The following is a 12,767-nucleotide window of genomic DNA, read 5'->3' on the forward strand; positions in this document are numbered from 1 at the left end:
TACCCGCAGCTGAGAAATCAGTGGGACTGGAACGAATGGAGGACGACGGTGACCTCGACGGGGATTACCAATTGGCCCGCGCCTGCGCGCCTGACGGTGGGCATCGTGTCCGCGGGTCGAGTGGGAACCACGATCGGTCAGGCGCTCGAGCGTGCCGACCACGTGGTCGGTGCCGTGTCTGCCGGGTCTGCCGAATCCCGCGACCGGGCGCGGCGCCGTCTCCCTGAGTCCGAGGTCCTTGCGCCTGCAGAGGTCGCGGCGCGATGTGAACTGTTGATCCTCGCAGTCCCCGACGACCGGCTGGCGACGGTGATCGCCGACCTTGCAGCGTCCGGCGCGGTGCGGTCCGGCACGATCGTCGCCCACACCGCAGGCGCGCTCGGTGTGCGGGTCCTCGATCCGCTGACCGAACTGGGGGCCCTGCCGCTGGCCCTGCACCCGGCGATGACCTTCATCGGCTCGGAAGAAGACACCGATCGCCTGCGTTCGTGCTGCTTCGGGATCACCGCCGCCGACGACATCGGACTGGCGATCGGGCAATCCCTGGTGCTGGAGATGGGGGCAGAACCCGTCCACATCCGCGAGAGTGACAGAACGCTCTACCACGCCGCCGTCGCGCACGGCGCCAATCATCTGATGGCCCTGGTCAGCGACGCTGCCGCGGCCTTGCGAACGGTGCTCGACGGGCAGGACGTCAGCGCGGAGCGAGTGCTGGGACCCATCCTCGTCGCGGCGCTGGACAACACGCTGCGGTCGGGCCCGAAGGCCTTGACCGGCCCTGTGATGCGAGGCGACACCGCTGCCGTCGCGCGGCATCTCTCGGCCCTGTCGGCCACAGACGAGGGCATCGCGCAGAGTTATCGGGCCATGGCCAGGCGTGCGGCCTCCTACACCGACCCACCGGCCGACATGATCGAACTGCTCGAGGGCAACTGATGACCAGGAGTGATGTGACCGCCGAGAAGCCTTACACCGCAGGACAACTGACAGTCCACCGGGATCCGGCAGTGCTGAACAAGATCAGCCGGGCACTGCGTGCGACCGGCAAGCGCGTGGTGTTGGTGCCGACGATGGGTGCTCTGCACGACGGGCACCTCGAACTCGTCAGGGCAGCAAAGGGGAAGGGCGACGCGGTCGTCATCGTCTCGATCTTCGTCAACCCGCTACAGTTCGGTGCCGGCGAGGACCTCGACGCCTACCCGCGCACGTTCAAGAAGGACTGCGACCTGCTGCGCAGGGCCGGTGTCGAATTGGTGTTCGCCCCAGGGGTCTCCGGCATGTATCCCAACGGACCCCGGACCACCGTGCATCCCGGACCGTTGGGGAGCGAACTCGAAGGTGGCTCACGACCAACGCATTTCGCTGGAATGCTCACCGTGGTACTCAAGCTGCTGAACATCGCGGCGCCGATGGCGGCCTACTTCGGGGAGAAGGACTACCAGCAGTTGGTGCTGATCCGGCAGATGGTCGGCGACCTCGATCTGGACGTGGAGATCGTCGGCGTGCCGACGGTGCGAGAGTCCGACGGGCTCGCGATGTCATCGCGCAACCGCTACCTCGACGCCACCCAGCGTGAGCTGGCGACCTCGTTGTCCGCGGCACTGGTGGCGGGCGCCCACGCGGCCGCAGGCGGCGAGGCGGCAATCCTCGACACCGCGCGTTCGGTGCTGGCCCATCACCCGGAGGTCGAGGTCGACTATCTCGAACTGCGCGGAACGGGCCTGCAGGCTCCGCCCGAACGCGGCGACGGCAGGTTGCTGGTCGCCGCCCGGATCGGTGGCACCCGGCTCATCGACAACGTCGGCGTCGCCATCGGCACCGGTTTTCTTGGAAGAGGAGAGAACACAGCATGATTCGCACCATGATGACATCGAAGATCCACCGCGCGACCGTGACGCAGGCCGACTTGCACTACGTCGGCTCGGTGACGGTCGACACCGATCTGCTCGATGCGGCGGGCTTGATCGAGGGGGAACAGGTCTCGATCGTCGACATCACGAACGGCGCCCGCCTCGAGACGTACGTGATCGCCGGCCCGCGCGGCTCCGGCGTCATCGGGATCAACGGCGCTGCGGCGCATCTCGTGCATCCGGGCGATCTCGTGATCCTGATCGCGTATGGCGGTCTGAACGAGGAAGAAGTGAAGCAGTATCGGCCCCGCGTGGTGTTCGTCGACGAGCAGAACAAGATCGTCGAACTCGGCGCCGACCCCGCGCATGCGCCCGCGGGTACCGATCTGAGGGACCCGAGAGAACTCGATCCAGAGAAGTTCGCAGCCGGGGAACTGCTCACGGGCAGTACGGCCTGACATGCTGCTCGCCCTGGACGTCGGTAACACCAACATCCACCTCGGTGTCTATGCCGGATCGGGTGACCATGCCCGGCTCGTCCGGGATTGGCGGATGCGCACCGAACCCCGGATGACCGCCGACGAACTGGCGCTGAACCTGCGTGGTCTGCTCGGATCCGACATCGACCAGGTGACGGCGGTGGTCGGCCTCTCGACGGTGCCGTCGCTCCTTCGGGAGATGCGCGTGATGGTGGGCAAGTATTACGGAGCCGGACCCCACGTCCTGCTGGAACCCGGTGTGCGAACCGGGGTTCCGCTCCTGGTGGACAACCCCAAAGAGGTGGGTACCGACCGGGTGGCGAATGCCCTGGCCGCCTACACCGCCTACCAGCGCGGTTGCATCGTGGTCGACTTCGGTACCACGACCCTGGTCGACGTGGTCTCGGCCAAAGGCGAGTTCCTCGGCGGCGCGATCGCGCCCGGTATAGACCTCGCGGTGGACGCCCTGGCCGCTCGAACCGTCACGCTGCGCACGGTCGAATTGTTGCCCCCTCGCAGCGTGGTCGGCAAGAACACCGTCGAAGCGCTGCAATCGGGCATCCTGTACGGCTTCGCGGGGCAGGTCGACGGACTGGTGTCGCGGGTACGACGCGAGGTACCCGGCTTCGACGGAGATGCCATCGCTGTGATCGCGACCGGTTACCTGGCGCCGCTCGTGTTCGACGAATGCGTGACGCTGCAGCACCACGAGCCGACCCTGACTCTCGATGGTCTGCGGCTGGTCTACGAACGGCAGCGGGACGCCCGCGCGCGATCGCGGTCGCAGATGTGATCGGGTCTGGTGTGGCCGGGCCGGGTATGGCACAATCCTCACCGTGATGAACCGGAGCTGTCAGGAGTGTTGTCGGGGCTGAATGCCTCTCGATGACCCCTGTGCCCGTTCTCGGCGGCTGATGACCGCCGAACACATCTGAAAGCTCCCCGATGTCAGTGCTCACTGCACCCCTGTCAGACGTCCACCCCAGCCGCGACGCAGAGATTCGTCCCGGCGAACCGATGACCGCGCGCGTCAGCGCTCCGTTGTCCATCTCTGCTGATCAATTCGGTCCTGCCCTGCACAGTGGTGCCACGGCGGTCGACATCCGTAGCCAATCCGATCGAGACCGCGACGGGATCCTGCTGGGCGCCTTGGCGATTCCGGCTGATGACGTTCTCGCGAGGCTCGTGCCCGGCACCGCGGTCTCGCTGTCCGGTGCTGAGTTCGGTCGGCGATGGGTGCTGGTCGGTCGCGATGGCCACGACGCCGAGATGCTGACCTGGCGGCTGCAGGCGCTCGGTGTCACGGGCGCGCGGTTCGTCGCAGGAGGACAACAGATGCTGTCGCGCTCGGCCACCCGTGGACCGCTCGGCGCGCACACCGCCCGCGATCTGGAGACCTACGCCGCGCACTGATCGAGCGGATGCTGTACCTCCTGCGGCGTAATGAATTCGGCAGTGTTCTGCGCGGCCGATAGGGTCGCCTGTGTGAATGAAGTCCGTGGCCGAGGCCGTAACACCCCAGATGTCGACACCACTCCCGAATCAGAGGGCGCTGATCAGACCCCGGAGCAGCTCCGGATCCGGCGCGCGAAGCGGGAGAAGATCCTCACCGAGGGCGGCGAGGCGTATCCGGTGTCGGTACCGCGAACACATTCACTTGCCGAGATCCGGGCAAAATATCCCGATCTCGAGGTCGATACCCAGACCGGCGACATCGTCGGGGTCGCCGGACGCGTCATCTTCGTCCGCAACACCGGCAAGCTCTGTTTCGCCACGCTGCAGGAAGGTGACGGCACCCAACTGCAGGCGATGATCAGTCTCGGGGGAGTCGGAGAGGAAGCGCTGGCCTCGTGGAAGGCCGACGTCGATCTCGGCGATTTCGTCTTCGTCCACGGTGAGGTCATCAGCTCGCGGCGCGGTGAGCTCAGTGTGCTCGCCGACACCTGGCAGATGGCGTCCAAGGCGTTGCGCCCACTTCCGGTGGCGCACAAGGACATGAGCGAAGAGGCGCGGGTCCGGCAGCGGTACCTCGACCTGATCATCCGGCCGCAGGCACGGGAAACGGCGCGAATCAGGGTCGCGGTCATGCGAGAACTGCGCGCCGCACTGGAACGACGCGGTTTCCTCGAGATCGAGACGCCGATGCTCCAGACCCTGCATGGCGGTGCTGCGGCGCGGCCGTTCGTCACCCACTCGAACGCCTTCGACATCGACCTGTACCTGCGCATCGCGCCGGAGCTCTTCCTGAAGCGGGCTGTGGTCGGCGGAATCGAGCGCGTCTTCGAGATCAATCGCAACTTCCGGAACGAGGGTGCCGACTCGACGCACTCTCCGGAGTTCGCGATGCTCGAGACCTATCAGGCTTACGGCACGTACGACGATTCTGCGCGGATGACGCGGGAGGTCATCCAGGAGGTCGCGTTGGGTGCACTCGGCACGCTGACCCCGGAGATGGCGGACGGGACCACGTACGACCTCAGCGGTGACTGGCGGTCGGTGGAGATGTATCCGTCGTTGTCGCAGGCCATCGACGAAGAGGTCACCCCGCAGACGTCGGTGGAGAGGCTGCTCGAGATCAGTGCGCGAGTGGGCCTCGAGGTTCCCCCGAACAAGGGATACGGGCACGGCAAGCTGGTCGAAGAGCTGTGGGAGCACACGGTGGGCGACGAGCTGTCGGGACCGGTGTTCGTGCGAGATTTCCCGATCGAGACCTCCCCGCTGGTGCGAGAGCACCGCACCATCGAAGGTGTGACAGAGAAGTGGGACCTCTATATGAGGGGTTTCGAATTGGCAACCGGGTACTCAGAATTGATCGACCCGGTCATTCAACGCGAGCGGTTCATCGATCAGGCCCGCCTTGCGCGGGCCGGCGATGACGAGGCAATGGTGCTCGATGAGGACTTTCTTGCCGCCATGGAGCAAGGCATGCCGCCGACCACCGGTACGGGAATGGGCATTGATCGACTACTGATGGCACTTACCGGACTCGGCATTCGGGAAACTATCCTCTTTCCACTTGTGAAGCCGCAGCAATGATCTAAGAAGTCATTTCTCCACTATTAGCGCGGACGGTTCTTTCGCGCTATGCTGGCGGCCGATAGGCGGCCACTATGAATATGTTTGTTCGTGTTGGGTGCCCGATCCATCAAAGAAAGTCTCGGAGCCATCACGAATGGAGCACAATGGCTAAGAAAGTTACGGTCACGCTGGTCGATGATGTCGACGACAGCAAGACTGCGGATGAGACCGTGGAGTTCGGCGTCGACGGCGTCACCTACGAGATCGACCTGTCTACCAAGAACGCGGACAAACTGCGCGATGACGTCGCCAAATGGGCTGAGCACGCCCGTCGTGTGAGCGGCCGTAAGCGCGCAAAGGGCCTCGCGACGAAGGCTTCGGTGGATCGTGAGCAGACCGCTGCTATTCGCGACTGGGCGCGGCGCAGTGGCCACCAGGTGTCCTCACGTGGGCGTATAGCCGCGGGCATCGTGGAAGCGTACAACGAGGCCCACTAAGCCGGTTTCTGACAACGGATGTAGTCCGAAAAAACGAGCGACCCGAGTAAACGGGTCGCTCGTTTTCTGTCTGAACTGTCGATCGATTGAATTGTAGATGGCGCGAAAGCTCAAACAATCTTAAACAATTATGACCGTCGCGATCATTTGTGCACCTGTGTTTCCAGAATTGATTCCGTCGGTTTAAGAAAGTTCTCGTTTCAAGATCTTGCCCGCCGCATTGCGGGGGAACTCATCGATGAAGACGACCGATCGGGGAATCTTGAAGTTCGCCAGTTTCTCGCGAGCGTGAGAGATGATGGAACCCTCATCTATGGAGGCGCCGGGCGCCGTCGTGATATATGCCCGCCCTACTTCGCCCAGTCGGTCGTCAGGGATGCCGATTACTGCGACCTCGGTCACGCCATTGATTCGCGCGAGAACCTGCTCGATCTCGGCGGGATAGACGTTGAATCCACCACAGATGTACATGTCTTTGAGTCGATCCGTGATCGTCAGGTTCCCTTTTGCATCAATTGTTCCGATGTCCCCGGTGTGCAACCAGCCGTCCGGATCGATGGCCTCTGCCGTGGCCTCGGGATCGTCCAGGTATCCGGCCATCACCATCTTTCCGCGGGCGAGCACCTCGCCGGCGTCTGAGAGCTTGAACTCCATACCCGCGAACGGTCGCCCGCAGGTGTTCGCGACGGTCTCGTTGTCGTCATCCGGGGTACAGGTGGACACGAACCCGCTGGTCTCGGTCAGTCCGTAGGCGGTGATCACCGTCTCGATACCCAGATCGGTCTGCATCCTCTCCACCAGGACCACCGGGACGATGGCCGCGCCGGTGACGGCCAGGCGTAGGGACGACAGGTCGTGGTCGGCGCGGTCGGGGGCGTCGAGGATCGTCTGGAAGATCGTGGGCGCACCCGGGAAGACGGTGGCCTGTCGGGTTTCGATCAGACGCATCGCTTCGGTGGGCGAGTACACCGCCAGCGGCACCATGGTCGTGCCCATGAGAGTGCACGGTAGGATGCCCGCCTTGTAGCCGAAGGTGTGGAAGAAGGGATTGGCCATCAGATAGGTGTCCTGTGGCCCCAGTCGGCCGTTCTGGGCCCACGCCCGCGCTCCGGCGATGGTCTGCTGGTGCTCGGCCAGGGCGCCTTTCGACTTACCGGTGGTGCCGGAGGTGAAGAGCACGTCGGAGATGGTGGTCGGGCCCACCGCGGCCGCGCGGGCCCGCGCCTCGGTGGCGTCGTGATCGATCACTGATGCCAGGAAGTCGTTCCAGTCGACCCCGACGGTGCCGCGATGGTCGTCGGCCTCGAGCCGGATCCGGACGGCCACGGACAGGTTCGTCTGGCCGTCGAGATCACCGCCGGCGGCCTCGGCGAGGCGGGCCAGCCGATCGGTGCCCAGGAAATTGCCGGCCACGACCAGGGCCGTGGCCTCGGTCCGCTGGATGATCTCGAGTGCCTCGGACGCGGTGTACCGCGTGTTGAGAGGCACGACGGTGCCGCCTGCGACATGCACGCCGAGTGCGGCGATCGGCCAGTGGAAGCTGTTCGGCGACCAGATCGCAACGCGGTCCCCGGCGTTGATCCCGTGCTCGATGAGAGCCGTCGCGAACGTGTGGACCGTCTCCCGTAGTTCAGACCAGGTCAGTTCGACCGTGTCGCCCCACTGGTCGTCGATGATCGCCTGCCGGCCGGGCCACAGTCGGGCCGCGCGTTCCAGCGCCGCAGGGGTAGTGGTGACGTCTTCGACGTCGATGATGTCTGCTGAACGATCTGGGGTCGCGGACACGAATTCCTCCCGGTTTGACACCTGTTCGAATATGCTGCTCCCGTCGTGGTCGACGAGGGTCCTGAAAGCAAAAACCTAGCACTTGCTTGGGTGGTCCGACCGAGCAAGTGCTTGGTCGGTTATGGTGGTCGACATGACGGCGATCAACCTCGCTGACCGAGGCGTGGACCTGGCGCAATGGGATGGAACGACGGCAGACTTCGCCGATTCCGTCCGAACGTGGCTGGACCAACATCTGTCGGGAGAATTCGAGAATCTCAAGTCCCGCGGCGGCCCGGGTAGCGAGCACGAGTTCTTCGCCCGCAGGCTGGAGTGGGACCGATTGCTGGCCGAAGCGGGCTGGACGTGCCTCGGGTGGCCGACGGAGCACGGCGGCCGGGGGGCCTCGATCGAGCAGCGGATCATCTTTCATCAGGAGTACGCGCGATCCGGTGCTCCGGCGCGGGTCAGTCACGTCGGTGAAGAGCTACTCGGCCCGACCTTGATCGCGTTCGGTACCGACGAACAGAAGCGCCGCTTTCTGCCCGGCATCAGGGACGTCGAAGAACTCTGGGCGCAGGGGTACTCGGAGCCCGGGGCCGGGTCCGACCTCGCGAACATCTCGACGACCGCGCGCCTGGACGGCGACAAGTGGGTCATCAACGGCCAGAAGGTGTGGACGTCGCTGGCGCACGTCGCGCAGTGGGCTTTTGTCCTGTGCCGTACCGAACCGGGCTCGAGCCGGCATCAAGGCCTCAGCTTTCTGCTCGTGCCGCTGGATCAACCAGGCGTGACCGTTCGTCCCATCCAGCAACTCACCGGGACCTCGGAGTTCAACGAGGTCTTCTTCGACGACGCCACCACAGAGGCGTCACTCGTGGTCGGCGAGCCCGGCGAGGGCTGGAAGGTGGCCATGGGGCTGCTGCAGTTCGAGCGTGGCGTCTCCACCCTCGGCCAGCAGGTCGGGTTCTCCCGTGAGTTGGATCATGTCGTCGAGATGGCCAAGGCAAATGGCACGGCGAGCGATCCCGTCATCCGGGAACGGATCGCCAGGGCCTCGCTGGAGCTGCGGGTGATGCGGGCGCATGCCCAGCGGACATTGGCAATCGTGGACACCGGCGGTTCTGGTGGTGAGGCCTCGGTGGCGAAGTTGTTGTGGGCCAACTGGCATCGCGACCTCGGGGAGCTGGCGATGGCGGTGCAGGGTGCACCGTCGCTGATCGCGCCGGACGCCACCAGTGAAGGCGTGCCGAACGACATCCACGATCCGGAGCACCTCGAACTGGACCTGTGGCAAAGACTGTTCCTCTTCACCCGCGCCGACACCATCTACGGCGGGTCCAACGAAGTGCAGCGCAACATCATCGCCGAGCGGGTGCTCGGACTACCTCGAGAGGCACGATCGTGACCGTTTCCGAACATCGGCCCAGTCCGCTGGCCACCGCCCCCGACGAGATACCGGGCCACGGCTTGCTGGCCGGGCGAAAGGTGGTGGTCACCGCCGCTGCCGGAACGGGGATCGGGTTCGCCTCCGCGCGCAGGGCATTGCTGGAGGGCGCCGACGTGCTGGTCAGCGACTGGCATGAGAGACGGCTCGGCGAGACCGCCGAGAAGCTGCACGCCGAGTTCGGCGACCAGGTGGTGGCGCAGGCCGTGTGCAACGTCCAGAAGACCTCTGAGGTGAACGACCTGATCGCGACGGCCGCAGATCAACTCGGCCGCATCGACATCCTGATCAACAACGCCGGCCTCGGCGGCGAGACCCCGGTCGTGGACATGGACGACGACGAGTGGGATCGCGTCATCGACATCACCCTCAACGGGACGTTCCGCGCGACCAGGGCCGCACTGCGCTACTTCCGCGACGCTCCGCAAGGCGGCGTCATCGTCAACAATGCCTCGGTTCTGGGCTGGCGCGCCCAGCACAGTCAATCGCATTACGCCGCAGCAAAAGCCGGAGTGATGGCGCTGACCCGCTGCGCCGCGGTCGAGGCCGCGGAATACGGGGTGCGCATCAACGCCGTGGCGCCGTCGATCGCCCGGCATCCGTTCCTCGCGAAGGTGACCAGCGAAGAGTTGCTCGCCGACCTCGCCTCCCGCGAGGCCTACGGTCGGGCCGCCGAGGTGTGGGAGATCGCCGCCACCATCGCCATGCTGGCCAGTGACTACACCACCTACCTGACCGGCGAGGTCGTCTCGATCTCCAGTCAGCGCGCTTGAATCCGAAAACACAGGAGAAGAACATGTCTGCACCACAGGCCTACATCGTCGAAGCACTGCGGACCCCGGTGGGCAAACGAAACGGATCGCTCGCCGGGGTACATCCGGCCGACCTCGGGGCCCACGTCATCAAGGCCGTGATCGAGCGCACCGGGATCGACCCGATGGTCGTCGACGATGTGATCTTCGGTTGCGTCGACACCATCGGCGCGCAGGCGGGCAACATCGCCCGCACCGCGTGGCTCACCGCTGGCCTGCCCCTGGACATCCCGGGAACCACGGTTGACCGTCAGTGCGGATCATCGCAGCAGGCAATCCATTTCGCCGCGCAGGCCGTGATGAGTGGCACCCAGGACGTCGTGATCGCCGGTGGCCTGCAGAACATGAGCGCCATCCCCATCTCCGCCGCGATGCTCGCCGGCCGGGAATACGGCTACTCCACTCCGACCGCCGAATCCCCGGGTTGGACCGAGCGGTTCGGAGACGCAGAGATCTCACAGTTCGTCGGAGCCGACATGATGGCCAAGAAATGGGACATCAGCCGCCTCGACATGGAGCAGTGGGCGCTGCAGTCGCACCAGCGGGCCCGCCGGGCGATCGACGAGGGCCGCTTCGCCGCGGAGACCGTGCCGCTGGGGGAGTGCGTCGTCGACGAGTGCCCCCGCGAGACGACCCTGGAGAAGATGGCAGGGCTGAAGGTGCTGGCCGAAGGGTCGCAGCTGACCGCCGCCGTTGCCTCACAGATCTGCGACGGAGCGTCGGCAACATTGGTGGTGTCCGAGGCGGCACTCAAGGCCTACAACCTGACCCCGCGGGCGCGCATCCACCACATCTCGGTGCGCGGAGACGATCCGGTGATGATGCTGTCGGCGCCGATCCCGGCGACCAAGTACGCGCTCGAGAAGACGGGCCTGAGCATCGACGACATCGACGTCGTCGAGATCAATGAGGCCTTCGCACCCGTGGTCCTGGCCTGGCTGAAGGAGACCGGCGCAGATCCGGCGCGGGTCAACCCGAACGGCGGCGGTATCGCACTCGGCCATCCGCTGGGTGCAACCGGCGCGAAGCTGTTCGCCACCCTGCTGCACGAACTCGAGCGCACCGGCGGCCGCTACGGCCTGCAGACGATGTGCGAGGGCGGCGGCACCGCCAACGTCACGATCATCGAGCGCCTTTAGTAGCTCCGCCCACCCACCCGTTTTTGCGCCGCCCACCCGCTATTGCAGGTGGGCGGCGCGAATTCGGGTGGGGGATGGGGTCTGCTGAGGTGCCCGGTGGCGCGGTCGGTGTGAGTTGGCGCATACTGGTTTGCGACATACTTGGAAAATCGTTCCAACGTTTCGCATGCGAACCAGAAGCACTTGGAGGTCTCCGCCATGACCAAACCCGCAGACGTGGCAAAGAAACAGGTCAGCGAGAACACATCCGCCGACACGTTGTCGTTGCAGGCACTGCTCGACCTACAGCGAGCGGCGTTCCTGCGCGACGGGATCCCTGACGCCGAGACCCGTATCGATCGGATCGTCCGGCTGCAGGCGCTGCTGCTCGACAACGCAGAGGAGCTTGCTGAAGCGCTTGCCGCCGATTTCGGATCACGTCCGCGCGAGCTGTCCATGGCCGCAGACATCGCCGGCTGCATGATCGATCTCGCCCACCAGAAGAAGCACGTCGCCAAGTGGATGGAGACGTCCACCCCCGGCAAGATCCTGGCCCGCGCAGGTTTCCGCCAGGAGGTCCGTCACGACCCCAAGGGTGTCGTCGGGATCATGGGTCCGTGGAACTTTCCCCTCAATCTGACGATCGTCCCGGCCGGGTCCGCATTCGCCGCCGGTAACCGCGTGCTGATCCGGCCGTCGTCGGTCACCGCGAAGACCACCGCGGTCTTGGCCAAGCACGCTCCCCGGTATTTCGACCTCGAAGAGCTGGCCGTGCTCACCAGTGCACACGGAGGCGGCTCCGACTTCGCGAAGCTCAGGGTCGACCACATGTTCTTCACCGGTTCGCCCGAGGTGGGTGCGTCGGTCGCCACCGAGGCCGGCAAGAACCTGGTGCCCGTCACCCTCGAACTGGGTGGCAAGAACCCGGTGGTCGTCGACGTCGATGCCGACATCGAGAAGGCTGCCACCCGGATCGCGGATGCGCGCCTGGTCAACGGTGGCCAGGTCTGCCTGTGCCCCGACTACGTGTGGGTGCCCGAGGCGAAGCTCGGTGAGTTCACCGACCGCGTGCTGGCACGCTGGCGCGCCAACCTGCCGTCGATCAAAGACAACCCGCAGTACACCTCGACCATCAACACCAAGAACTTCGAGCGCATCGTCGACCTCATCGACGACGCCGAATCGCTGGGTGCCACCAAGCATCAGGTGATCCCTGCCGGGGAGAAGCTGCCCGACGCCGACACCCGCAAGATCCCGCCGACCCTGCTCACGGGCGTGAAGGCCGGGATGAAGATCGAAGAGGACGAGGTCTTCGGTCCGGTGCTGACCGTGTACCCGTACCGCGAGCTCGACGAGGCGATCACGCACATCACCAGCCACCCGCATCCGTTGACGATGTACTGGCACGGCGACCGCAACGACCGGTTCTACAAGCTTGCCGACTCGACCCAGTCGGGTTCGATCAACGGCAACGACTTCGCCATCAACATGTTCGGTCCGGACCTGCCATTCGGCGGCGTCGGCAAGAGCGGCATGGGCGGCTACCACGGCAAATACGGCTTCGACATCTTCTCGCACACCCGTGCAGTGGCGTTCTCGACGCTGAAGATCGCGGTGTCGGAAATGATGTCGGCTCCGTTCACAGCCAAGGACACGAAGAACACCAACGCGCAGCTGAAGCTGTGGAAGTTCTTCAACAACCGCGCTCGCAAGAAGCTCGGCCACAAGTACTGAGCCGCTCCGCATAACAAACCCAGTCGCTCCAGGTACACCCAGTTGTTG

At 65.1% G+C, this 12,767-nt stretch carries 12 protein-coding genes; 11 read left to right on the forward strand and 1 reads right to left on the reverse strand.

What is annotated here, in order from left to right:
• Positions 1 to 48 precede the first annotated feature (48 nt).
• From BH683_RS15585 to BH683_RS15615, 7 genes are all read left to right on the forward strand, one after another.
• On the forward strand, positions 49 to 936 hold the full coding sequence (locus tag BH683_RS15585) for a DUF2520 domain-containing protein (RefSeq protein WP_084837319.1): 888 nt from the start codon (positions 49 to 51) through the stop codon (positions 934 to 936).
• Entirely contained in the window at positions 936 to 1,853 is a 918-nt protein-coding gene (gene panC, locus BH683_RS15590; protein WP_084837184.1) for a pantoate--beta-alanine ligase, read from the forward strand. The genes BH683_RS15585 and panC overlap by 1 nt, the downstream gene beginning before the upstream one ends.
• A complete protein-coding gene (panD, locus tag BH683_RS15595) occupies positions 1,850 to 2,308 on the forward strand; it encodes an aspartate 1-decarboxylase (protein ID WP_084837185.1) in 459 nt (152 codons plus the stop codon). The genes panC and panD overlap by 4 nt, the downstream gene beginning before the upstream one ends.
• Before the next feature lies 1 nt (position 2,309).
• Positions 2,310 to 3,122, forward strand: a complete 813-nt coding sequence (locus BH683_RS15600) for a type III pantothenate kinase (RefSeq protein ID WP_084837186.1) — start codon at positions 2,310 to 2,312, stop codon at positions 3,120 to 3,122.
• A gap of 152 nt (positions 3,123 to 3,274) precedes the next feature.
• Complete coding sequence (locus BH683_RS15605; protein WP_084837187.1) at positions 3,275 to 3,742, forward strand: rhodanese-like domain-containing protein; 468 nt, start codon at positions 3,275 to 3,277, stop codon at positions 3,740 to 3,742.
• A 165-nt stretch (positions 3,743 to 3,907) separates the two neighbouring features.
• On the forward strand, positions 3,908 to 5,365 hold the full coding sequence (gene lysS / locus BH683_RS15610; protein ID WP_246833416.1) for a lysine--tRNA ligase: 1,458 nt from the start codon (positions 3,908 to 3,910) through the stop codon (positions 5,363 to 5,365).
• 146 nt (positions 5,366 to 5,511) lie between these two features.
• On the forward strand, positions 5,512 to 5,844 hold the full coding sequence (locus tag BH683_RS15615) for an Lsr2 family protein (protein WP_084837189.1): 333 nt from the start codon (positions 5,512 to 5,514) through the stop codon (positions 5,842 to 5,844).
• A 183-nt stretch (positions 5,845 to 6,027) separates the two neighbouring features.
• Here BH683_RS15615 and BH683_RS15620 read toward each other — a convergent pair whose 3' ends face one another.
• The gene (locus BH683_RS15620; protein ID WP_084837320.1) at positions 6,028 to 7,629 is read right to left on the reverse strand and encodes a FadD3 family acyl-CoA ligase; all 1,602 of its coding nucleotides are present in this window, start codon (positions 7,627 to 7,629) and stop codon (positions 6,028 to 6,030) included.
• A gap of 133 nt (positions 7,630 to 7,762) precedes the next feature.
• Here BH683_RS15620 and BH683_RS15625 point away from each other — a divergent pair, with 133 nt between their 5' ends.
• From BH683_RS15625 to BH683_RS15640, 4 genes are all read left to right on the forward strand, one after another.
• On the forward strand, positions 7,763 to 9,016 hold the full coding sequence (locus tag BH683_RS15625) for an acyl-CoA dehydrogenase family protein (RefSeq protein ID WP_084837321.1): 1,254 nt from the start codon (positions 7,763 to 7,765) through the stop codon (positions 9,014 to 9,016).
• Complete coding sequence (locus BH683_RS15630; RefSeq protein WP_084837190.1) at positions 9,013 to 9,828, forward strand: SDR family oxidoreductase; 816 nt, start codon at positions 9,013 to 9,015, stop codon at positions 9,826 to 9,828. The genes BH683_RS15625 and BH683_RS15630 overlap by 4 nt, the downstream gene beginning before the upstream one ends.
• Before the next feature lie 23 nt (positions 9,829 to 9,851).
• Positions 9,852 to 11,006 (forward strand): acetyl-CoA C-acetyltransferase, encoded by a 1,155-nt coding sequence (locus BH683_RS15635; RefSeq protein ID WP_084837322.1) that lies wholly within the window; start codon positions 9,852 to 9,854, stop codon positions 11,004 to 11,006.
• Positions 11,007 to 11,204: 198 nt separating this feature from the next.
• Positions 11,205 to 12,719 carry an aldehyde dehydrogenase family protein gene (locus tag BH683_RS15640; RefSeq protein ID WP_084837191.1) on the forward strand — a complete coding sequence of 505 codons (1,515 nt, stop codon included), beginning with the start codon at positions 11,205 to 11,207 and terminating at the stop codon, positions 12,717 to 12,719.
• The last annotated feature ends 48 nt before the right edge of the window (positions 12,720 to 12,767 follow it).

The organism is Williamsia sp. 1138, assembly GCF_002095435.2.
Classification (GTDB): Bacteria; Actinomycetota; Actinomycetes; order Mycobacteriales; family Mycobacteriaceae; genus Williamsia.

Coding starts and splice junctions, on each gene's coding strand:
- BH683_RS15605 (WP_084837187.1), top strand. CDS start 3,275: ATGTCAGTGCTCACTGCACCCCTGTCAGACGTCCACCCCAGCCGCGAC.
- panD (WP_084837185.1), top strand. CDS start 1,850: ATGATTCGCACCATGATGACATCGAAGATCCACCGCGCGACCGTGACG.
- BH683_RS15600 (WP_084837186.1), top strand. CDS start 2,310: ATGCTGCTCGCCCTGGACGTCGGTAACACCAACATCCACCTCGGTGTC.
- BH683_RS15615 (WP_084837189.1), top strand. CDS start 5,512: ATGGCTAAGAAAGTTACGGTCACGCTGGTCGATGATGTCGACGACAGC.
- BH683_RS15635 (WP_084837322.1), top strand. CDS start 9,852: ATGTCTGCACCACAGGCCTACATCGTCGAAGCACTGCGGACCCCGGTG.
- BH683_RS15640 (WP_084837191.1), top strand. CDS start 11,205: ATGACCAAACCCGCAGACGTGGCAAAGAAACAGGTCAGCGAGAACACA.
- panC (WP_084837184.1), top strand. CDS start 936: ATGACCAGGAGTGATGTGACCGCCGAGAAGCCTTACACCGCAGGACAA.
- BH683_RS15625 (WP_084837321.1), top strand. CDS start 7,763: ATGACGGCGATCAACCTCGCTGACCGAGGCGTGGACCTGGCGCAATGG.